This is a genomic window from Comamonas sp. JUb58, from assembly GCF_004364775.1.
Classification (GTDB): Bacteria; Pseudomonadota; Gammaproteobacteria; order Burkholderiales; family Burkholderiaceae_C; genus Comamonas.
This window is the reverse complement of the sequence record NZ_SOAL01000004.1, coordinates 146,070-165,910: the sequence shown is the minus strand read 5'-3', so window position 1 is coordinate 165,910 and position 19,841 is coordinate 146,070. Positions and strand designations below refer to the sequence as shown.

Annotated in this window: 20 protein-coding genes; 12 read left to right on the top strand and 8 right to left on the bottom strand. The window is 65.7% G+C overall.

Features of this window, described 5'->3' with window-relative positions; genetic code table 11:
* Positions 1–35 precede the first annotated feature (35 nt).
* The 9 genes from EDF71_RS05705 to EDF71_RS05665 all read left to right on the top strand — a co-directional run bounded on the left by EDF71_RS05705 (position 36) and on the right by EDF71_RS05665 (position 8,841).
* Positions 36–1,235, top strand: coding sequence for an acyl-CoA dehydrogenase family protein (locus EDF71_RS05705; RefSeq protein WP_133855630.1), 1,200 nt, complete (start codon positions 36–38; stop codon positions 1,233–1,235).
* 4 nt (positions 1,236–1,239) lie between these two features.
* A complete protein-coding gene (locus EDF71_RS05700) occupies positions 1,240–2,211 on the top strand; it encodes an acyl-CoA dehydrogenase family protein (protein WP_243854188.1) in 972 nt (323 codons plus the stop codon).
* Positions 2,208–2,978 carry a glucose 1-dehydrogenase gene (locus tag EDF71_RS05695; protein ID WP_243854187.1) on the top strand — a complete coding sequence of 257 codons (771 nt, stop codon included), beginning with the start codon at positions 2,208–2,210 and terminating at the stop codon, positions 2,976–2,978. Before EDF71_RS05700 ends, EDF71_RS05695 begins: the two co-directional genes overlap by 4 nt.
* 5 nt (positions 2,979–2,983) lie before the next feature.
* Positions 2,984–4,258 (top strand): SDR family oxidoreductase, encoded by a 1,275-nt coding sequence (locus EDF71_RS05690; protein WP_133855629.1) that lies wholly within the window; start codon positions 2,984–2,986, stop codon positions 4,256–4,258.
* Positions 4,251–4,949, top strand: a complete 699-nt coding sequence (locus EDF71_RS05685) for a carboxymuconolactone decarboxylase family protein (protein WP_133855628.1) — start codon at positions 4,251–4,253, stop codon at positions 4,947–4,949. Before EDF71_RS05690 ends, EDF71_RS05685 begins: the two co-directional genes overlap by 8 nt.
* Positions 4,950–4,978: 29 nt before the next feature.
* Entirely contained in the window at positions 4,979–5,971 is a 993-nt protein-coding gene (locus EDF71_RS05680; RefSeq protein WP_133855627.1) for a tripartite tricarboxylate transporter substrate-binding protein, read from the top strand.
* A gap of 119 nt (positions 5,972–6,090) precedes the next feature.
* On the top strand, positions 6,091–7,080 hold the full coding sequence (locus EDF71_RS05675; protein WP_133855626.1) for a tripartite tricarboxylate transporter substrate binding protein: 990 nt from the start codon (positions 6,091–6,093) through the stop codon (positions 7,078–7,080).
* Positions 7,081–7,370: 290 nt separating this feature from the next.
* Positions 7,371–8,351 carry a tripartite tricarboxylate transporter substrate binding protein gene (locus tag EDF71_RS05670; protein ID WP_133855625.1) on the top strand — a complete coding sequence of 327 codons (981 nt, stop codon included), beginning with the start codon at positions 7,371–7,373 and terminating at the stop codon, positions 8,349–8,351.
* Between the two features lie 70 nt (positions 8,352–8,421).
* Positions 8,422–8,841, top strand: coding sequence for a DUF4124 domain-containing protein (locus EDF71_RS05665; RefSeq protein WP_133855624.1), 420 nt, complete (start codon positions 8,422–8,424; stop codon positions 8,839–8,841).
* A gap of 30 nt (positions 8,842–8,871) precedes the next feature.
* Here the strand turns inward: EDF71_RS05665 and EDF71_RS05660 are convergent, their stop codons facing one another.
* Positions 8,872–9,852, bottom strand: a complete 981-nt coding sequence (locus tag EDF71_RS05660) for a thymidylate synthase (protein ID WP_133855623.1) — start codon at positions 9,850–9,852, stop codon at positions 8,872–8,874.
* Positions 9,853–10,197: 345 nt separating this feature from the next.
* Here EDF71_RS05660 and EDF71_RS05655 point away from each other — a divergent pair, with 345 nt between their 5' ends.
* Entirely contained in the window at positions 10,198–10,671 is a 474-nt protein-coding gene (locus EDF71_RS05655; RefSeq protein ID WP_133855622.1) for a hypothetical protein, read from the top strand.
* A gap of 71 nt (positions 10,672–10,742) precedes the next feature.
* Here the strand turns inward: EDF71_RS05655 and EDF71_RS05650 are convergent, their stop codons facing one another.
* Together EDF71_RS05650 and EDF71_RS05645 are read right to left on the bottom strand one after the other, a co-directional pair.
* A complete protein-coding gene (locus tag EDF71_RS05650) occupies positions 10,743–12,164 on the bottom strand; it encodes an FAD-binding oxidoreductase (RefSeq protein ID WP_133855621.1) in 1,422 nt (473 codons plus the stop codon).
* A 32-nt stretch (positions 12,165–12,196) separates the two neighbouring features.
* Positions 12,197–12,640 carry a DUF2069 domain-containing protein gene (locus EDF71_RS05645; protein ID WP_133855620.1) on the bottom strand — a complete coding sequence of 148 codons (444 nt, stop codon included), beginning with the start codon at positions 12,638–12,640 and terminating at the stop codon, positions 12,197–12,199.
* 20 nt (positions 12,641–12,660) lie between these two features.
* Between EDF71_RS05645 and EDF71_RS05640 the strand changes: the two genes are divergently transcribed.
* The gene (locus tag EDF71_RS05640; protein WP_243854186.1) at positions 12,661–14,043 is read left to right on the top strand and encodes a YhjD/YihY/BrkB family envelope integrity protein; all 1,383 of its coding nucleotides are present in this window, start codon (positions 12,661–12,663) and stop codon (positions 14,041–14,043) included.
* 76 nt (positions 14,044–14,119) lie between these two features.
* Here the strand turns inward: EDF71_RS05640 and EDF71_RS05635 are convergent, their stop codons facing one another.
* From EDF71_RS05635 to EDF71_RS05620, 4 genes are all read right to left on the bottom strand, one after another.
* Positions 14,120–14,983, bottom strand: a complete 864-nt coding sequence (locus tag EDF71_RS05635) for a PoNe immunity protein domain-containing protein (protein WP_166656456.1) — start codon at positions 14,981–14,983, stop codon at positions 14,120–14,122.
* A 219-nt stretch (positions 14,984–15,202) separates the two neighbouring features.
* The gene (locus EDF71_RS05630; protein WP_133855617.1) at positions 15,203–16,039 is read right to left on the bottom strand and encodes an alpha/beta hydrolase; all 837 of its coding nucleotides are present in this window, start codon (positions 16,037–16,039) and stop codon (positions 15,203–15,205) included.
* A 17-nt stretch (positions 16,040–16,056) separates the two neighbouring features.
* Entirely contained in the window at positions 16,057–16,479 is a 423-nt protein-coding gene (locus tag EDF71_RS05625; RefSeq protein ID WP_133855732.1) for a GNAT family acetyltransferase, read from the bottom strand.
* Positions 16,479–17,777 carry an O-acetylhomoserine aminocarboxypropyltransferase gene (locus EDF71_RS05620; protein WP_133855616.1) on the bottom strand — a complete coding sequence of 433 codons (1,299 nt, stop codon included), beginning with the start codon at positions 17,775–17,777 and terminating at the stop codon, positions 16,479–16,481. The genes EDF71_RS05625 and EDF71_RS05620 overlap by 1 nt, the downstream gene beginning before the upstream one ends.
* Before the next feature lie 139 nt (positions 17,778–17,916).
* Between EDF71_RS05620 and EDF71_RS05615 the strand changes: the two genes are divergently transcribed.
* The gene (locus EDF71_RS05615; RefSeq protein WP_133855615.1) at positions 17,917–18,369 is read left to right on the top strand and encodes a CBS domain-containing protein; all 453 of its coding nucleotides are present in this window, start codon (positions 17,917–17,919) and stop codon (positions 18,367–18,369) included.
* Positions 18,370–18,461: 92 nt separating this feature from the next.
* Here the strand turns inward: EDF71_RS05615 and EDF71_RS05610 are convergent, their stop codons facing one another.
* Complete coding sequence (locus EDF71_RS05610) at positions 18,462–19,784, bottom strand: citrate synthase family protein (RefSeq protein ID WP_133855614.1); 1,323 nt, start codon at positions 19,782–19,784, stop codon at positions 18,462–18,464.
* Between the last annotated feature and the right edge of the window lie 57 nt (positions 19,785–19,841).

Here is a 19,841-nt window from a genome sequence, read left to right as displayed (position 1 = left end):
CGCAGTGCCACGGAGACTTTGATCGGAACTATGCGATGAAACAGGAAGAGAATTTCGCCCGCCCCGATGCCGCATCGGGCCCGGGCGCCTACCGGCAATATGCGCGTGAATGGCTGCACAGCCATTTGCCCGCCCATATGCGCGCCGACAGCGTGGACTACCGCACGCCCAGCCTGGACGAGTGCCGCGACTGGGAAGCGCGCATGTACCAGGCGGGCCTGGCCGGCATGACCTGGCCGACCGCCTATGGCGGCCATGGCCTGAGCCTGCGCGAGCACCTGGCGGTGAACAAGGAAGTGGGCGCGCTGGCCATGCCCGAGAGCGTCAGCTCGATCGGCAAGGAGCTGGCCGGCCCCATCATCATGGCGGTGGGCACCGAGGCGCAAAAACAGGCCTTTCTGCCCGCGATTCTGGAGATGCGCGAGTACTGGTGCCAGGGCTTTTCCGAGCCCGAGGCCGGATCGGACCTGGCGCGGCTGCGCACCAAGGCCACGCCCGATGGCGATGACTGGCTCATCCAGGGCCAGAAGATCTGGACCAGCGGCGCCGCCAAGGCCCATTACTGCCTGCTGCTGACCCGCACCGGCACGGTGGCCGATAAGCACCGGGGCCTGCTGATGTTTGCGGTGCCGATGGACACTCCCGGCATCCGCGTGGTGCCGATCCGCTCCATCGACAACAAGCAGTCCTTTGCCGAGGTGTTTTTTGACCAGGTGCGCGTGCCCGATTCGGCCCGCCTGGGCGCTGCCGATGAAGGCTGGAGCGCGGCCATCCGCGTGCTGTCGATCGAGCGCGCCACCAACCGCATGTACCGCGCCTGGCGTTTTGAATGCGAGCTGCGCCAGCTGGTGCGGGCCTACCAGTCCGAGCCCACATTGCGCGCCCGCTTGCAAGAGCCGGGCCTGCGCCAGGCGGTGGGCCAGGTGGTCAGCCAGATCGATGGCCTCAAGGGCCTGGTCGAGCGCAGCGGGGAGCAGCTGCAGGCCGGCGAGCCGATTGGTGCGCGCGGGTCGCTCACCAAGCTCTACTGGTCGGAATGCCACCAGGCCTTTGCCTCGCTGGCGCTGGCGATGGTGGCCGATATCAACCCTGGCCACAGCGCTCTGGCGCAACGCGCCAAGGCCCATTTCACACAGGCTTATCTGTTCTCGCGCGCCGAGAGCATCTATGCCGGGACCACCGAAGTGCAGCTGGATGTCATTGCCCAGCGCATTCAACAGCTGACCAAGGACTGAGGGGATGACGATGCAAAGTGAAGAGCTGCAGCCCGAGGAGTTTGGGCAGGCGGCGCAGGCGGTCATCGCAGCGCTGCAAGGGCAAGGCCCGGCCGAGGCGGCTGCCGCCATGGCCGATGCCGGCCTGTTTGGTATTTGCGCTGATGAAGCGCAGGGCGGCCTGGGCCTGCCGCTGGTGTTTGCGATGCCGGTGGTGCGGGTGGCAGGGCAGATGCAACTGTCCTACCCCTTGCCTGAGCAGATCGCCGCCAGCAAGGCACTGCAAGGCACGGAGGCCGGTGGCCAGCTGTTGCGCGGTGAGAAATCGCTGTGCGTGGTGATGGCCGCGCAGGCCGCTGGCGACTGGAGTGGGGTGGCGCGCAATGGCCAGCAGGCCGACTATGTGCTGGTGCAGAGCGATGCCGGTTGTGCGCTCTACGACAAGGCGGCCCTGCGCTGCCAGGCCGAGGAGATGCTGGACCCGGAAGTGCCCCAGCTGTGGGTATCGACCACCGGCGCCACGCCGCTGCTGACCCTGGACGCGCCGCAGTCGCAGGTCTTTTGCGCCGATATCCAGCTGCTTTGGGCCGAGTATGTGAACGGGCTGTGTGCCGGCGCGCTGGACCGCACTGCCGATTACCTGCAGGCGCGCGTGCAGTTTGGCCGGCCGCTGTCGGCCAAGCAGGCGGTGCGCCACCACCTGGCGCGCATGCGCCTGCTGCTGGAGGCATCCAGTGCCCAGGCCTGGCGTGCACTGCACCCGGATGAGTGGGGCAATCCGCGCCAGGCCGATAGCGCCCTGGCCGCTGCCTTGAACCAGGGCGCCTGGGTGCTGGAAAAGGCCATCCACCTGCATGGTGGCATGGGCTTTACCTGGGAGCTGGGGCTGCACCGCAGCCTGCGCGAGCACAAGAAGCTGGACGCCTGCCTGGGTGTGGGCGCCGTGATGCGCAAGCTGGGAGCCGACTTTATGGACCGTTGTGAGGTGACGCAATGACAGGGGCAATCGCGAGAGATATGGAAGGCCGCGTGGCCCTGATCACCGGCGCCGGCGCTGGTATTGGCCGCGCCACGGCGCTGCAACTGGCCGCACGCGGTGCGGTGGTGGCGGTGAATGATTTGAAGGATGCGCTGGTTGAAGACACCGTGGCCGCGATCACCGCGCAGGGCGGCCAGGCCTTTGGCGTGGTGAAGAACGTGGCCACGCGGGAAGAGATGACCGCCGCCGTGGACGAGGCCTATGCCCGCCACCAGCGGCTGGACATCCTGGTCAACAACGCCGCCTGGGTGCGCTACCAATCGGTGAGCGAGATCATGCCCGAGACGGTGGACCGCATGCTGGACATCGGCTTCAAGGCCGTGCTCTGGGGCATTCAGGCCGCCGCTGCCCGCATGGATGCAGAGCGCGGTGGCGCCATCATCAATGTGGCCTCGGTCGCGGCGCTGCGCTCGGCCGGCAGCTCGATGGTGTATTCGGGCATCAAGGCCGGCGTGCTGGGCATTACCCGCGCCGCGGCGGCGGAGCTGGGCGAGCGCAATATCCGCGTCAATGCGGTCTGCCCCTCGGCCGTGCCGACCGAGGGTACGCAACGCAACCGCAATGCCGAGCGCGATGCCGGCCGCGTGGCCAAGACGCCGATGGGGCGCCTGGGCACGGTGGACGACATTGCCGGCACCATCTGCTTCCTGGCCAGCGATGCTGCGCAGTTCACCACCGCGCAGGCGTTGGTGGTGGATGGCGGCATCACCTTCACCAATATCTGAAGCCTATGCCCGCTGTCTTGATCACCGGGGCTGCCTCTGGCATTGGCCGCGCTGCCGCGCTGCAGTTTGCGCAGCAGGGCTGGGACTGCCTGCTGGTCGACATCAGCCCCGCGATTGCCGAGCTGCCCCAGCACTGCCTGGCGCAGGGCGCGGCCAGCGCGCAGGCCTTTGCGCTGGACCTGACCGATGCGCAGGCGCTGGCCCTGCTGGGCCGCCAGTTGGCGCAGCTGCCGGCGTTGGATGCGCTGGTCAACAACGCCGGTATCTCGGACAGCAGCGGCCGCCCGCTGGCCGAGCAGGCGCCCGTGCAGTGGCAGCGCCTGCTGCGGCTGAACCTGCAGGCGCCGCAGGCCTTGTTCGAGACCTGCCTGCCGCGCTTGAAGCCCGATGCGCGCATTGTCAATGTGTCCTCCGGCGCGGGGCACAAGGCCATTCCCTGGCGCGGGCTCTACAGCCCCAGCAAGGCCGGGCTGATCGCCTGGTCGCAAAGCCTGGCACAGCGCTACCCCCAGCTGGGTGTGAGCACCTTGTGCCCCGGCTTTGTGCGCACCGAGCTGGTACAGGGCCTGATGGATGCCGGCCGCCTGGCGTTGGCCGATGCCGTTGCCAAGATCCCCCTGGGCCGCCTGGCCGAGCCCGAAGAAATGGCCGCCGCGCTGGTGTTTTTGGCGCAGCCCCAGGCCCGTGTGCTGTCGGGCCAGGTCCTGTCGGTGGATGGCGGGTCAGGCATTTACGGCGGCAGCAGCCGCTGCGCGCTGAGCACCGCTGTGCCTGCACCCTTGCAGACGCCGCTGTATCTGCAGCTACAAGCCGGCAGCGATGCCGGATGTGATGGCGCCTGGCTGCAAGCGCTGCAGGCGGAGGACGGCGCGCAGGCGGCGACAACGCCCGCGCCATGCCAAGGCCTGATCAGCACGCAGGCGCTGGCTGGCGGCGATCTTGTGGAGGCCGTGCTGAGCGCCGGCCAGCAGTTTGCCGCCGCCCATGCGCGCGATGCCAGCCTGCTGCTCTTGCTGCCCGCTAGTGCTCCCGACGATGTGCCTGCCTGGCAGCACCAGACGGCGCTGGCTGCCGCGCGCATGCTGGTGGCAACCCTGGCCTGCGAATGGGCCACGCAGGGCCTGCGTATCAATGCGCTGCTGCTGTCGCCTGAACAGGCCACGGGGGCGGCAGTGGCGCAACTGCTGCCGCTGGTCCGTTTTCTGACCGGTGCACGGGCGCAGTTTGTGACCGGGCAGAGCCTGGATATCTCAGGCAGCAAGGAGGTCCAGCATGTCTGAACTGGACACCGCCGCCGTTGAGGCCCTGTACCGCCAGGAGCGTGGCTATTGGAGGCCCTGGAATGCGCAACTGCTTGCCCGCCGCCCGGCGTTTTTGCAGGCCTATGCCCACTATGCCGGCTACCCGGCGCGCAGCGGCGGCCTGAGCGAGCGCATGGTGGAACTGGTCTATGTGGCGCTCGATGCATCGGCCAGCCACTTGTTTGCCAGCGGCTTGAAGCTGCATATGCAAAAAGCCCTGGCCTGCGGCGCCAGCGATGACGACTTGCTGGATGTGCTGACCTTGGTTTGCCTGCAAGGCGCAGGCGCGACAGCGGCAGCGCTGGACGAGGTGGCCCAGGTGTATGGTCTGCCACCCGAGGCTGAGAGCACCGTGGACGGCCAGCAGCCCGATCTGTGGGGGCGGCTGCAGGCCATGGACCCAGGCTACTTTGGCCATCTGCAGGCGCTGGCCAGCACGGCAGAAAGCGGCCAGGGCCTGAGCGCTGGCGAGCGCTGCCTGATCACCATTGCGCTGCATGCCTGCTTTACCGCCAGCCAGCCCGAGGCCTTGCGCGCAGCGCTGCAGCAGGCCCATGGACTGGGCGTGGCGCGCGATGCGGTGGTGCAGGTCATCCAGATGGGTGCGCACCTGGCGGTGCATGGCACGGCGCTGGGCATCACGGTGCTGGCCGAGCTGGACGCCGCATGACATCGAACGACAAGGACAAGGAGACAAACATGAACCAGTTGCGTATCGAGCGCCGCACCCTGCTGATGGCGGCCATGGCTGCCGCACTGCCTGCCGCCATTCCCCTGGCGCGGGCGGCCGCGCCCTGGCCCAGCAAGCCGGTGCGCCTGGTGGTGACCAGCTCGCCCGGATCGGGCGGCGATGTGTTTGCCCGCCTGCTGGCGCCTGGCCTGCAGGCGGCGCTGGGCCAGCCCTTCTATGTAGAAAACAAGGTGGGCGCCAACGGCATCATCGCCAATGACTTTGTCGTCAAAAGCAATGATGCGCACACGGTGTTGTTTGCGCCGTCGTCGGCCATCGTGATCAACCCCTTTATCCAGCCCAAGCTGCCCTATGACACGCAGCGTGATCTGCTGCCGGTGGGCCAGATTGGGCTGTCGGGCATTTTTCTGGTGGCCAATCCGGAGACCGGCATTGCATCCTTGGCCGACTTGGTGCGCTATGCCAAGGCCAACCCAGGCAAGCTGTCCTGCGGCTCCTGGGGCAATGGCTCGTCGGGCCATCTGGCGCTGGAGGGCCTCAAGGCCCATTACGGCATCGACATCCACCATGTGCCCTACAAGGCGCTGTCCACCGAGCTGTCCGACATCATCGGCAACAACATTCCGATGGGCTTCATGGACATCGCGTCGCCCGTGCCGCATATCCGTAATGGCAAGCTGCTGGCCGTGGGTGTGACGGGCACGCAGCGCGCACCGGCCACGCCGCAGGTGCCCACCTTTACCGATCAGGGCTTCAAGTTTGATGCGGACGGCTGGTATGGCATGTTTTTGCCCGCTGGCAGCTCCAACCCCGAGATGGTGGAGCGCCTGAACCAGGCCCTGGTGCAGGTGGCGCAGAGTGCCGATATCCGCAAAAAGTTTGAAGACCAGAACATGGCCCTGCCTGCCGTCAAACCGGCGGCAGAGTTTGCCCGTTCCATCCAGTCCGATATGAAGATCTGGGGTGGGCTGGCCAAACTGGCCGATCTGAAGATGTCGTAACGAGCGCGCTGGCGGCTGCACCGGGCGCGACAAGCCCGGGCAGCGCTGACATGGCCAGCGATAGAACCAGGTGGTAGCTGCGGCAAGGGCCGGCTATCCGCAGTCAACAGGAGACAAAAATGACCGATTCATGCGCAAACTTCAACCGCCGACAGATGCTGCTGGGCCTGCTCGCCGCAGCGGGCACCGGTACGGCCTGGGCCAATACGGCCTGGCCCAACAAGGCGATCCGGATGATTGTGCCGGGGCCGGCCGGATCGGGCGGCGACATCTTTGCGCGCATGCTGCTGCCGCCGCTGCAGAGCTCGCTGAAGGAAAGCCTCTACGTCGAGAACAAGGCCGGCGCCAACGGCATCATCGGCAATGACCATGTGGCCAAGGCCCAGGCCGATGGCTATACCTTGCTGTTCTCGCCGTCGTCGTCGATTGCGATCAACCCCATCATCCAGCCCAAGATGCCCTATGACGCCATGCGCGACCTGGCGCCAGTGGCGCAGGTGGGTGCAGCGGGCGTGCTGCTGGTGGCCAACCCTGCGACCGGCTTCAAGAACCTGGCCGACATGGTGCAGTACGCCAAGGCCCACCCGGGCCGCCTGGCCTATGGTTCATGGGGCAGTGGCTCGACCGGCCACCTGGTGATGGAAGGCATCAAGGCCCACTACGGGCTGGACATGCCCCATGTGCCCTATAAGGGCACCGCCGTGGAGCTGGGCGATCTGCTGGCCAACACCATTGGCGTGGGCTTTATGGACATTGCCTCGCCGATTCCCCATGTGCGCAGCGGCAAGCTGCGCGCGCTGGGCGCCACCGGATCGGCGCGCGGCCCTGCATTGCAGGACGTACCGACCCTGACCGAGCAGGGCTACACCTTTGACGCCGACGGCTGGTACGGCGTGTTCGCCCCCGCCAAGACCGACCCCAAGATCATCGACCGCCTCAATGCCGATCTGGGCCAGGCGCTGGGCAGCCCCGAGATGAAGGCCAAGTTTGCCGAGCAGAACATGCTGATCCCTGCGCACAAGTCTGCCGCCGAGTTCAGCCAGGTCGTCAAGAACGACATGGCGCTGTGGCAGCAACTGGCCAAGGTGGCCAAGCTCAAGGTCGATTGAGCGACGCCCGGGGCAGGCTGCGGGGCAGCAGTCCTGCCCAGGGACCCTCTGTGCCGTATTGGCACAGCCAACTCTTGCGATGGTCTGGCAATTGCCCGGCAGACAGGCTGGGTAAGGGATCCTCTGCAAGACCCTCGCCAAGCGGGATGGGCGCGGATCGGGATGAGGCGCAAGGCGTCTTTCGCAGTCAATAGCCGTAGCTATTGACAAGGAAGACAACGCAGTGAATCGCCCGAGCCCGCGTTCAGACCACGGCAGGGAGTCATGCAGAGGATCCCTAAGGAGGTCTTATGTCTTCATGGATTTCTTTGCGCGCTACAGCCCTGGGGCTGGGCTTGGCTTTGTGCACGGCAGCCGCATCGGCGGCCGAGGCGCAGGCCGCTTTCCCCAACAAACGCGTGACGATCGTGGTGCCGTATTCCGCGGGCGGCATCACCGACACCCTGGCCCGCACTTTGGCGGCCAAGCTGGCGACGCTCTGGGGCCAGCCGGTGGTGGTGGAGAACCGCGATGGCGCGGGCACCATCATAGGGACCAGCGCAGTGGCCCGGACGCCAGCCGATGGCTACACGCTGCTGTTCACCAGCTATGCCTACACCTCCAACCCGGTGCTACGCCGGCAGTTGCCCTATGGGCCCGATGCCTTCCGGCCCGTCGGTCTGATGGGCTCCAGCCACAATGTGCTGCTGGTCACCAACCGCTTGCGTGGCCAGTCGCTGCAGAGCCTGATCGACCGCGCCAAGGCCGACCCCGGCGCGCTCAAGCTGGCCTCGTCAGGCCCCGGATCCAGCCCGCACCTGGCAGCCGAGCTGTTCGCCACCAAGGCGGGCATCCGCTTTACCCATGTGCCCTACAAGGGCCAGGGGCCGTCGATGACCGACCTGATGGCCGGTGTGGTCGATGGCATGTTTGATGGCATGTCCTCGTACTCGCTGGTGCAGGCCGGCAAGGTGGCAGCGGTGGCCATTGCCTCCGAGCAGCGCCACCCGGGCGCGCCTGAGATTCCGACCTTCAAGGAGCTGGGCATGGACTTTGTCAGCGGCAGCTGGTTTGGCATGCTGGCACCGGCTGCCACCCCGGATGCGGTGGTGCAGCAGATCAATGCCGATATGCACCGCGTGGTCGACGACCCTGCTGTGCGGGCCCAGATTGCCAAGACCGGTTTGCTGGTGTCGCTGTCCACACCCGAGGCCTTCGGCCAGTTTCTGCAGGCCGAAACCAACAAGCTGCAGGCCCTGGTCAAGAGCGGCGTGCGCATCGAGCTGAATTGAGGATGGGACTACAGGGCGCCGTGGCAGCCTGCCGCATAATGGGCTTTTCGCCATTTGTCTGGACTGCCCCATGCCCCACGCCCGCCCCACCTTTGCTGCTGGATTGATCGCGGCAGCGTGCTGCTTGAGCGCACCGGCCTGGGCCATCAACAAATGCGTCGATGCCCAGGGCCGCACCAGTTTTCAGGACGAGCCCTGCGCGGCCGGGCAAAAGGCGGAGGCGATCACCGTGACGCCCTCCAGCCAGGGCATCAATCCGCGCGAGCATGACCGCCCAGTCAGCAAAAAGCCGGCAGAGAAAGCGCCGGCACCTGCCCCACAAGCCGCCGACGAACCGGATCCCCGCCCGGCCGATTGCCCCGACCCGGAGCGCATGAAGAGCATGCAGATCGAAGCCGAATCGATTGCGCTGCCGCTGCCGATCCGCAAGCAAAAGCGGGCGTCGTTTGAGGAGCTGAAAGAGCGCTGCGAGACCAAGGCCCCTTCCTAAGCAAACGCCCGCAATAGCGGGCGTTTTGGTTTACACCGCCATTGGCGCCGTCAGTGGCGCATGGTGCTGGTAGCCCTCCAGCCAGAAGTCTGAAGGCTCGACCTTCTCCAGCCACTCAGGTTCGTACTGGCCAGTCACCGCATAGTCGGGGATGCGGTCTGACAGCACCAGCTTCGGCGACTCAAAGGGCTCGCGCTTGAGCTGCTCTTGCAGCATGTCCAGGTGGTTCTCGTAGATGTGGGCATCACCGATGAAATAGGTAAACCAGCGGGGGGTGTAGCCACTCAGGCGCCCCATCAGGTGCAGCAGCGCCGCGCCTTCAGTCAGATTGAAGGGGGTGCCCAGGCCGACATCATTGCTGCGGATATACAGGCACAGCGAGATCTCGCGCTTGCTCTGGTCAACCAGGAACTGGTAGAGCAGGTGGCAAGGGGGCAGGGCCATTTCTTCGAGCTGGGCCCAGTTCCAGCCGTGGAAGAGGATACGGCGGCTGCCCGGGTCGGTCATGATGGTGTCGAGGCACTGGCGCAGCTGGTCGATGGCCTTGTAGAGCACGATCTGGCGCTTGCCGTCTTCGGCCACTTCGCCGATCTGGGTGTAGCCCTTGGCCAGCGCATCGGCCACCTGGGCGGCGCCTTGGGGCTGGGTCTGGTCGATCAGCTTGTAGGCCGGCCACTGGCGCCATTGCACGCCGTAGACGGGGCCCAGGTCGTCGGCCTCCAGGCGGTAGGGGTTGGCCAGCCAGGCCTGGTTTTCATTGGCGTTCTGGTCCCAGACCTTGCAGCCCAGCGCGCGGAAATCGGCGGCGCTGCGCGCGGCGCGCAGAAAACCCACCATTTCGCCGATGGCGGATTTGAAGGCCAGCTTCTTGGTGGTGACGGCCGGGAAACCTTGCTGCAGATCAAACTTGAGCATGGCGCCGGGCATGCTGAGCGTGCGGATGCCTGTGCGGTTGGACTGCCAGGAGCCTTGGTCCAGGATGTTCTGGACGAGTTGGAGGTATTGCTTCATGTTCTTCTGGCCTGATCGAGACGGGGGCCTTGCCGCCCCGCTGGTGCTAAGGCATTGCCTGGCCCGGTGCGATGGGCGCACTGCAGGGGCGGGGCAGGGGGCGAGGCCCAAAGGGCCTACTGTACGACGGCTGCGCTTGTCGCGTAGGCCGTAAGGATAAGCCAGTGTGGGAGATGTCTGCGGCCGACCTGAGTCGCCATAAATTGGTGTAGGGTGTCGGCTTTGGCGCCCGGGCCCACCGGGGCCGGCCGCGCGATGCGGCGGCAAGCGCAGGTGGGCAGCGGGACATCGACAGTTTGTGAGGCGCAGGAGAGGGCGCTGCAAACGCTACAAGGACAGCTAACTATGTGGATGATGACGAAGAAATGGGGCCTGGCCCTGGGCGCAGCTGCGGCGCTGGCACTGGCCGGCTGCCAGACGACGCCCGCAGGCGTGGACCCCAACGGCCAGCAGGCCTGGAACCAGCTGCAGGCCCAGGTGGGCCAGTATCCGCACGATGCCGCTTTTCTGCAGCAGGGCGTGATGGCTGCGCGCATACAGCACCTGCTGGGTGAGCACCGCGCGGCCTTCATGCAGAACCTGCAGGTGACCGGGCCGCTGAGCAAGCAGGGCTCCGTCTACTACATCACCGGTAACCGCCAGCACGATGGTGGCCAGAACGCTGCCGCCGTGGCGCTGGATGCCAAGAGCAACACCATGCGCATCTGGTGGCTGCAGGACGGCCAGCCGCGCGTGGTGCAAGACCCGGGCGCGGCCTTTTCCTGGCCCAAGGATGTGAACCAGATGATCAGCAACGCGGTGGGCACGCCGGCGTCCTGATCCTTCAATGAACAAAAAAAACAGGGCGGCACCTCATCGAGGGCCGCCCTGTTTTGCTGTGTGCCGCTTATTTAACCGCGTGTGACCATCGCATGCGGGTTCATGATGTTCTGCGGGTCCAGCGCGGCCTTGACCGCACGCATCATCGACAAGGCCACGGGCGACTGGTACTGCGGCAAGGTGTCGACCTTGAGCGTGCCGATGCCGTGCTCGGCCGAGATGGAGCCGCCGAATGCGGCCACCGCGTCATAGACGATGTGGTTGACCTCGTGCTCGCGCTCATCGAGGAACTGCTTGGCGTCACCGCCCTCGGGCGCCTGCACATTGAAGTGCAGATTGCCGTCGCCCAGGTGGCCGAAATTGACCAGGCGCATGCCCGGCACCTTGTCGTTCAGCACCTGGGTGGCATGCTCGACAAACTCGGGGATGCGCGAGATGGGCACCGAGATATCGTGCTTGATGTTGAGACCTTCCTCGACCTGGGCGAGCGGAATGCTTTCGCGGATATGCCAGAGGTTGTGGGCCTGGCCCAGGTTCTCGGCCACGACGGCGTCGAGCACGATCTCCTGCTCGAATGCGGCTTCCATCAAGGCCTCAAAGCGGCTGCGGGCATGTTCTTCCGATTCGCTGTCGGAGTTTTCCAGCACCACGGCGTAGGGGAAGGCGGGGTTGTCGATAAAGGGCACGCGCAGCTGGGGCATGTGCTTGTCGACCAGGGTCAGCGCAAAGCGGTTCATCACCTCAAAGCCGGTCAGGCCCGCGCCCAGGTACTGGTGCGCCAGCGCCAACAGGCGCACGGCGGCATCGAACGAGGGCAGTGCTGCCCAGGCGGTGAGCTGGCTGGCGGGCATGGGGTAGATCTTCATCGTGGCGGCGGTGATCACACCCAGGGTGCCTTCGCTGCCGATGAAGAGGTTGCGCAGGTCGTAGCCGGTGTTGTCCTTGCGCAGGCCCTTGAGGCCGTTCCAGATCTCGCCCTGGGCGTTGACCACTTCCAGGCCCAGGCAGAGCTCACGGGTATTGCCATAGCGCACAACCTGGGTGCCGCCGGCATTGGTGCCCAGGTTGCCACCGATGGTGCAGCTGCCTTCGGCTGCCAGCGACAGCGGGAACAGGAAGCCCTGGCCTTCGCAGCGTTCTTGCAGGGTTTGCAGAATGCAGCCGGCCTCGACCGTGACAGTCAGGTTGTCCTTGTCGATCGCTCGGATGGCCTGCATGCGGCCCAGGTTCAGCACCACCTGCTGGCCCGAGGTGTCGGGCGTGGAGCCCACGACCAGGCCGGTGTTGCCGCCCTGGGGCACGATGGAGGTGCCGTTGGCCGCGCAGGCCTTGACGACGGCAGCCACTTGCTCGGTCGTGGCGGGGCGCACCACCGCCAGCGCCTTGCCGTGGACCCGGCGGCGCCAGTCCTGCTCATAGGCTGTCAGGTCGCCATCGGTAAGCACATGGGCATCGCCCACAATCTGGCGCAAGCTCGCAATCAGGTCGGTCATTGGATGTCTCAGCAAATGAAAAGAAAAAGAATCTAGGAGGAGGCAGCGGCCGGCTTGGGGGCCGGGGCAACGGCGCGTTGGCGGCCCCGGATATGCATCACGCAGGCGGCAAACAGCAGCAGGCACAGGGCGACTTCGGCCAGCGCGCACCAGCGGCTGGGCGCTGCGTCGCCCCAGGCGCGCACCACGCCTTCGACAAAATACAGCCAGACCAGCAGGCTCAGCCAGCGGTAGGTATACATGCGGTGCTTGAGCAGGCCAGCCAACGGAAGGCAGAGCGGCAAGGCCTTGAGCACCAGCCAGGAGCCGCCCGGCCGCAAGGGGGCCAGCCACAGCTCCCAGACCAGGCAGAGCAGCACCAGGCCCAGCAAGGCCGCAACGGCCAGCCAGCGCGAATACTGCGCAGCCGCGCCCGCAGCGGCAGGCGTTACCAAATCAGGCAGATTTGCGGCGGGATCAGGGGTGGATGCAGGCATGGAAATGGCATCATATCGGTATGTACGTAAGTGATGAGAAAAACGCGGCATCTTTGCAGGTGCAACCGCGCCGGGGATGGGCATTGTGGTGGCAGCAAATTGCGGCGTTTCCCTGGCGCAATACCGTCAATACCTTGCGCACGCGCTTTGGTGAGGACCGCCTGGGCCTGACGGCCAGCAGCCTGACCTTTACCACCATGCTGGCACTGGTGCCTTTCTTCACGGTGGCGCTGGCCTTGCTCACCGCCTTCCCGATGTTTGCCACGGTCGAGGCGCAGCTGCAGCGCTGGCTGATCGAGAGCCTGATCCCCAGCACCATTGCCAGCCAGGTGCTGGGCTATATCACGCAGTTTGCGTCCAAGGCCAGCCGCCTGGGCCTGGCGGGGCTGAGCTTTTTGCTGGTGACGGCGCTGGCCCTTATCCTGACGATGGACCGCACCCTGAACAACATCTGGCGCGTGCGCCAGCTGCGGCCGCTGGGCCAGCGGGTGCTGATCTACTGGGCCGCCATGTCGCTGGGCCCGCTGGTGCTGGCATCCAGCCTGGTGCTGACCTCATCGGTGGTGGCGGCATCGCGCAGCGCCTTTGGTGAGCTGCCGTACCTGATCCGACTGGCCTTTGATTCGCTGGAAATTGTGCTGCTGGCATCGGGCGTGACCGCCATGTACCGCTATGTGCCCAACACCCATGTGCGCTGGCGCGATGCGCTGGCCGGCGGCCTGTTTGTGGCCGTAGGCATTGAGGTGGCCAAGAAGGTGCTGACCCTGTACCTCGTGCATGTGCCAACCTATTCCACCATCTACGGCACCTTTGCCACTCTGCCGATCTTGCTGATCTGGATCTATGTGGCCTGGGTGATTGTGCTGCTGGGTGCCGTGGTCGCTGCCTACCTGCCCAGCCTGCTGGCCGGCGTGGCACGGCTGCCGCTGGCGCAGAGCTGGGATTTTCAGCTGGCGCTGGAATGCCTGCGCGCGCTCAACCTGATGCGCTACCAGCCCGAGAAGGGCCTCTACCTGCACCAGCTCGCCACCCGTTTGCAGGTGGAGGATGTGCAGCTGCACCGCGCGCTGGATGTGCTGTGCCAGCTGGACTGGGTGGGTGCCGTCGTGGATGTGGACGAGCGCCGATCCGCCACGGGCGTGACCGAGAGCCAGCAAGACATGCGTTATGTGTTGCTGATCGAGCCGGCGCAAACCCTGGCCGAGCCCCTGGTGGCTGCGCTGATGCTGGACCGCAATGAGGCCACCGAGCCGCTGTGGTGGCATAGCGGGCTGGACCAAATCGCGCTGATTGCGCTGCTGGAGCGGCGCCAGTGGCTGCCGGCGGAAGAGGTGGAAGCAGCCGCGCAGGAATTGGAGCCTGTGCTGGGGGATGCGGTGCAGGCGGACCCAGCCAAGGGTTGAGCGCAGTTTGATCGTTTAGAACTGCAGCCATCAAGCGACTTGCCTGATGGCCATCCGCCGAGATAGCTGAAGCCGTTCAGTGCGCAGCGAAGCTCGCCTCATTGAACGCCAGGCGCTGGCGGGCCAGCGCCACCATATCGGCGGGGTAGCAGGTGTAGGCGGTCAGCGGGCTGTCGTCCAGCTCATAGAGCACCACCAGGGCGGCAACTTCCCAGGCCCAGCGTGGGTGGTGATCGCCCATGCCAATGAGCCGGCCAATGGCGGCCAGCGCAGGGTGCAGCTGGCTGCTGTAGTTCTCGTCCAGATAGGCTTGCAAAGGCTCGGTGCCCAGCTCGGACTGCTCAAAGAAAGCCATCAGATCGGCATAAGGCTTGGGGCAGAAGACCTGTGCCGAGGCCTCGTCCTTCTCGCAGGCGACGGCGCTCAGGTAGTCGAGCAGGCAATCGCAGCGGTTGCCCAGCAGGCGCTCAACAATGCCGGGGATCAGCTCCTGGCGTTCCAGCAGTACCGGCAGCGCCAGCAATTGCACAGCGGCCGGGTAGCTGTTGGAGGCGGGGTTGATCGGTTGCCGGGCTTGCGCCGGCGCTGCGGCATCGCTGCGCATGAAGATGGCGTATTCATTGCACCAGTGCAGCACATGCTCAAACAGGCTTTCCATCGCGCGCGGTGGCAGGCCACGGCTGTAGGCCAGATCCAACAGTGCCAGCGACTGCAGTGCCGCGCGGCACCAGCCAGCCCGGGCAGCGCGTTGGCTATCGGCGTCCAGATCCTGTACATCCAGACCATAGTAGCCATGGCTGGAGAATTCATGCAGGCTCGATAGCTGGTCTGCCCAGGTCTCTGCCCATCGCTCCAGGTCCATGTCCACGCGCGGCCGCAACAGATGCCAGGGTTGCGCCTGGCAGTGTTGCAGCAAACAGGGAAGGGCCTTGTATTGCATAAGTCGTATGTATCCGGTCTGCAGCTTCTCAGATGCAGCTGTCTGGGCCTCCATCGGCCTAGCGGATAGGCTAACGCATTTGCCGCCTAGATTCCGGCATTTTTTATAGAGGCTTACGCCTACTTACGCTAGATACATACGTGATCTGTTGCTATAAAAACAAAAGCAATATCACATTAGCAAAACTGATAGGCGCCCATGCGGCGCTGCAACAATCTCTCACGCATGGGCCGGGGCCTTGGCGGGCTGCGTCTGGAGAAAGCGGTGGATGGCAAACAGGGTCGCGTCGGGCGACTCCGTCATCTGGTTGTGTCCGCAAGGCACCATCTGGACCTGCACCTGCTTGCCGGCAGCCTTGGCGGCGTCCACCAAACTGCGTGCGGCGCGGGCCGGGGTCATCTGGTCTTGCTCGCCCAGTACAAACAGCACCGGGCAGGCGAGGGCGGCCATCGCGGCCTGGCCGTTGCGGTAGCTGTCGCAGGCCACAAAGCCGGTGTGCAGCAGGTTGGTGTCGCGGTTGCTGGCCTGTACGCGGCGCGCCAGCGCCATGCCGGCGCCAAACACCCAGCTGCCGGCACCCGAGGGCGGGGCCAGGGTGGCACGCGAAAAGGTCTGCACCATGCCAATGGCCTGGTCGGTCGCATTCAGCGCTTGCTCCAGCAGGGCCGGCGCCACCTTCATCGGATCGGCGGTGCCGACCAGAACCAGGTGGCTGACGCGTGCGCCCAGGCGTGCAGCCGCTTCCATCGCAATCAGGCTGCCCCAGCTATGGCCGATGAGCGCTGCCTGCTGCAGGCCTGCGGCATCGAGCAGCTGGGCAATGGTGTCGGCGGCTTCTTCCACACTGCGCGGTGCGGCGCCGCCACTTTTGCAGTGGCCGGGCAGGTCGATGGCCAGCACGTTCCAGCCGTGGTTGGCCAGGTAGCGGCTCTGCAGCGCCCAGACGCTGTGGTCACACAGCACGCCGTGGATGAAGATGGCGGTGGACTGGCTCGCATCCAGCGCCTTGCCGCCGGTGTAGGCATACAGGTCAGCACCTTGAACTTGGATTTGCATGTCGGTATTCCAATCGTCTAGAGGTCTGGAATCAAACGCTTGCCCAGGCTCACGGTCTGGTCGTCGCCATAACCCAGGCTTTCATAGAAGGCGATCACGGCCTCGTTGCCGGCGCGCACCTGCAGGTTGAGCTTGGGGCAGCCCAGCGCCGTCAGTTCGGCCTCGGCCCGCTGCATCAGCTGGCGCGCATGGCCCTGGCGCTGGTATTTGGGGTGCACCGCCAGGTAGTTGATCCAGCCCCGGTGGCCGTCGTAGCCGACCATGATGCTGGCCATCAGCTCGCCTTGTTCATCGATCCCCACCCAGAACAGCTCGGGCGAGACGCTGAGCTTGCGCGCAATGTCCTTGTGCGGATCGTTCCAGGGACGGTAGAGGCCGCAGTCATGCCACAGCTGCACAACGGCTGCGGAATCTTGCAGTGCAAAGACACGGATTTCCATCATGCGGCTTTCTCTGCGGCCTTGAGCGCGCGCTTGAGGTCGTCGATCAGGTCGTCGGCGTCTTCCAGCCCGATGGACAGGCGGATGGTGCCCTGGCTGATGCCCGCTTGCGCCAGGGCGTCGTCGTGCATGCGAAAGTGGGTGGTGCTGGCCGGGTGGATGACCAGCGAGCGGCAGTCGCCGACATTGGCCAGGTGGCTGAAGACCTTGAGCGTTTCGATGAACTTCTTGCCCTGGTTGCGGTTGCCGGCGATGTCAAAGCTGAATACCGAGCCCGCGCCGCGCGGCAGCAGCTTTTGCGCCAGCGCGTAGGAGCTGTGGCTCTCCAGCATGGGGTGGCCCACGCGGCTGACCATGGGGTGGCTGGCCAGGAATTGCACCACTTTTTCGGTGTTGCGCATATGGCGCTCCATGCGCAGCGGCAGGGTCTCGATGCCTTGCAGAATCAGCCAGGCGCTGTGCGGGCTCATGCAGGCGCCAAAATCGCGCAGGCCTTCGCGCCGCGCGCGCAGCAAGAAGGCGCCGGTGGTCGATTCCTCGCTGAACACCATGTTGTGGAAGCCGTCATAGGGCTCGGTCAGCTCAGGGAAGCGGCCGGACTTTTCCCAGTCAAAGCTGCCGCCATCGACCACGATGCCGCCGATGACGGTGCCGTGGCCGGAGAGAAACTTGGTGGCCGAGTGGTAGACGATGTCGGCGCCATGCTCGAAGGGCTTGATCAGCCAGGGCGAGGTCAGGGTGGAGTCGACCAGCAAGGGCACGCCGGCCTCATGCGCGATGGACGAGACGGTGGGAATGTCCAGCACATCCAGGCCGGGGTTGCCGACGGTCTCGCCAAAGAACAGCTTGGTGTTGGGCCGCACCGCAGCGCGCCAGCCATCGATATCGCCGGGTTTAACAAAGGTGGTCTCGATGCCGAAGCGGGCCAGGGTGTAGTGCAGCAGGTTCTGGCTGCCACCATAGAGCGCGGTGCTGGCAACGATATGGCTGCCCGCGCCCATCAAGGTCGCAATCGACAGGTGCAGCGCGGCCTGGCCGCTGGCCACGGCGATGGCGCCTACGCCGCCTTCGAGTGCCGAGACGCGCTGCTCCAGCACCGCATTGGTGGGGTTGCTGATGCGGCTGTAGACATGGCCGGGCCGTTCCAGATTGAACAGACTCGCCGCATGGTCGCTCGACTCGAAGACGAAGGAGGTGGTCAGGTGGATGGGGACGGCACGGGCGCCGGTGGCCGGGTCCGGCTGGGCGCCGGCGTGCAGACTCAGGGTGTCAAAGCCGGGATCGGTGTAACCGGGCATGGCGTATCTCCGCGATGTTGTCGTTCTGGACGGGCATTGTCGGCTATATTTAGCAGACCCGGACAGGCAGGCCTGTCGCCGATGCGTGTGCATACCGGCGGGCCCCGCCAGCATCGGAGAACGGTACAAGGAGACACCCATGAAAGTCAGCGATATCCTCCGCCTCAAAGGCAACACCCTCTACACGGCCAGCGTGAACGACCCTCTGGGCGACGCGATCCAGACCATGGCGGAGAAGGACATTGGCTCGCTGGTGGTCATGGAGCACGGCGATGTGGTGGGCATGTTGACGTTCCGCGAGGTGATCGTCGCCATCGTCAACAACGGCGGTACCGCCGGCAGCATCCTGGTGCGCAGCGTGATGGACGACGCGCCCCTGACCTGCACGATGGAAACCGACATGGACGAGGTGCGCCGCATGATGCTGGACCGCCATGCGCGCTACATGCCGGTGATGGACAAGAAGATGCTGATGGGTGTGATCAGCTTCTACGACGTGGCCAAGGCCGTCGTCGACAGCCAGAACTTCGAGAACAAGATGCTCAAGGCCTATATCCGCGACTGGCCGGTGGAAGGCGAGACGGATGCTTGAGGCTTTGCCGGCAGCCCTTGGTGGCCGAGCCGGCGATCAGCAACACCAGCGGCCCACGAGGCCGCTTTTTTGCGCCTGTGCTTTGGTGCCGCTCAGAAACGGATGATGCGCCTGGGGATGTTGCTGGCGGTGTTGTCGCCGGCGGCAGGTGCTTCGGCCTGGGAAGCGGTTTCAGCCGGCAAGCCCACATACTGCGCGCGGGGGCGTATCAGCTGGCCGCTGTCGCGCTGCTCCAGCGCATGGGCCAGCCAGCCTGCCGTGCGGCCCAGTGCAAACAGCACAAAAGCGGCACCTGCTGGCAGACCCAGGCCACGCTGGATGGCGACCAGCGCATAGTCCAGGCTGGGGTGCAGGCCCGTGTGGCGCTGTACGGCGGCCAGCAGGGCATGGCGCTGCGCATCGGCAGGCAGCAGGCTCAGCAGGCGCTGGCTGCGCGGGTCGCCGGCCGGGTAGAGCGGGTGGCCAAAGCCGGCGCAGTAATGCGGGCTGCCGTTGATGCGGGTGTCGGCCAGCAACTGGGCGAGTGACGGTGGCAGGCTGCCGCCGGCCTGCGGCGCCGCATGCCAGTCGTCCCAGTGCTGGTCGATCACCGCCGTCATTCCGCCGTGCAGTGGGCCGCTGAGTGCCGCCAGGCCTGCGCCCAGGCTGGCATGCAGGCTAGCACCTGTCGATGCCACCACCCGGGCCGCAAAGCTGGAAGCATTGAGCTCATGGTCGGCGCAGAGCACCAGGGCCTGGCGCAAGGTGTTTTCACCCACTGCATCTACTTGCCAGAGGGCTGAGAGCTGCTGGTGGATAAACTGTTCGGCTGTGGGCTGGGTTTCATCGATGGACGGCAGCCCCGTCAGCACCCCCAGCATCTGTTGCAGTAGCGGCTGGGGCCAGTCGAGATGGGCCAGGTTGGGCTCGTTGCCTGGCAGGCTGTGCCAGGCGCGCAGTACCTGGTCGGGTGGGCGGGGCTGCGGCAGAGGCTGTGCGGTGGCTGCTGTGGTGCTTGCCTTGCGGGCGCTGTGGGGTTCTGCCGCGATGGGCTGGCCCAGCAGCAGCGCGGCCGTGTCCTCCAGGCTGGCATGCTGCGCCCATTGCAGTGCATCGCGGCCCCGGTAGTACAGCTGGCCCTGGCTGACCTGGGTGATGGCCGAGCGCAGTACCGGCGTGCCCCAGTCCAGGGTGGAGCGGGCCAGCTGCGCCGGGTTGCGCACGGTTTGCCGCTGGCGCGCGAGGCGCTGCACATCGATGCGGGCATAGACATGGCCGCGCGAGCCTGGATGGCTGTGGGCCCGCAGCAGGCCCCGGCTTACATAGGCATAGAGGCTGGCGCGCTGCACCCCCAGCATGGCGGCGGCTTGCTGGCTGTTGAGCCAGGGGCTGTCGTCTTCGGAAGCTGGGGTGGGGGTGGGGCGTGCAGGAACCATGGGCCATGCTACTGCAGGGCAAGCGAATTGGCACATGTACTGGCCCAATCAAGATTG

Bases quoted from the DNA above. Each gene is read 5' to 3' on its own strand.
- EDF71_RS05705 (WP_133855630.1), top strand. From the start codon at position 36: ATGAAACAGGAAGAGAATTTCGCCCGCCCCGATGCCGCATCGGGCCCG.
- EDF71_RS05700 (WP_243854188.1), top strand. From the start codon at position 1,240: ATGACGATGCAAAGTGAAGAGCTGCAGCCCGAGGAGTTTGGGCAGGCG.
- EDF71_RS05695 (WP_243854187.1), top strand. From the start codon at position 2,208: ATGACAGGGGCAATCGCGAGAGATATGGAAGGCCGCGTGGCCCTGATC.
- EDF71_RS05690 (WP_133855629.1), top strand. From the start codon at position 2,984: ATGCCCGCTGTCTTGATCACCGGGGCTGCCTCTGGCATTGGCCGCGCT.
- EDF71_RS05685 (WP_133855628.1), top strand. From the start codon at position 4,251: ATGTCTGAACTGGACACCGCCGCCGTTGAGGCCCTGTACCGCCAGGAG.
- EDF71_RS05680 (WP_133855627.1), top strand. From the start codon at position 4,979: ATGAACCAGTTGCGTATCGAGCGCCGCACCCTGCTGATGGCGGCCATG.
- EDF71_RS05675 (WP_133855626.1), top strand. From the start codon at position 6,091: ATGACCGATTCATGCGCAAACTTCAACCGCCGACAGATGCTGCTGGGC.
- EDF71_RS05670 (WP_133855625.1), top strand. From the start codon at position 7,371: ATGTCTTCATGGATTTCTTTGCGCGCTACAGCCCTGGGGCTGGGCTTG.
- EDF71_RS05665 (WP_133855624.1), top strand. From the start codon at position 8,422: ATGCCCCACGCCCGCCCCACCTTTGCTGCTGGATTGATCGCGGCAGCG.
- EDF71_RS05660 (WP_133855623.1), bottom strand. From the start codon at position 9,852: ATGAAGCAATACCTCCAACTCGTCCAGAACATCCTGGACCAAGGCTCC.
- EDF71_RS05655 (WP_133855622.1), top strand. From the start codon at position 10,198: ATGTGGATGATGACGAAGAAATGGGGCCTGGCCCTGGGCGCAGCTGCG.
- EDF71_RS05650 (WP_133855621.1), bottom strand. From the start codon at position 12,164: ATGACCGACCTGATTGCGAGCTTGCGCCAGATTGTGGGCGATGCCCAT.
- EDF71_RS05645 (WP_133855620.1), bottom strand. From the start codon at position 12,640: ATGCCTGCATCCACCCCTGATCCCGCCGCAAATCTGCCTGATTTGGTA.
- EDF71_RS05640 (WP_243854186.1), top strand. From the start codon at position 12,661: ATGTACGTAAGTGATGAGAAAAACGCGGCATCTTTGCAGGTGCAACCG.
- EDF71_RS05635 (WP_166656456.1), bottom strand. From the start codon at position 14,983: ATGCAATACAAGGCCCTTCCCTGTTTGCTGCAACACTGCCAGGCGCAA.
- EDF71_RS05630 (WP_133855617.1), bottom strand. From the start codon at position 16,039: ATGCAAATCCAAGTTCAAGGTGCTGACCTGTATGCCTACACCGGCGGC.
- EDF71_RS05625 (WP_133855732.1), bottom strand. From the start codon at position 16,479: ATGGAAATCCGTGTCTTTGCACTGCAAGATTCCGCAGCCGTTGTGCAG.
- EDF71_RS05620 (WP_133855616.1), bottom strand. From the start codon at position 17,777: ATGCCCGGTTACACCGATCCCGGCTTTGACACCCTGAGTCTGCACGCC.
- EDF71_RS05615 (WP_133855615.1), top strand. From the start codon at position 17,917: ATGAAAGTCAGCGATATCCTCCGCCTCAAAGGCAACACCCTCTACACG.
- EDF71_RS05610 (WP_133855614.1), bottom strand. From the start codon at position 19,784: ATGGTTCCTGCACGCCCCACCCCCACCCCAGCTTCCGAAGACGACAGC.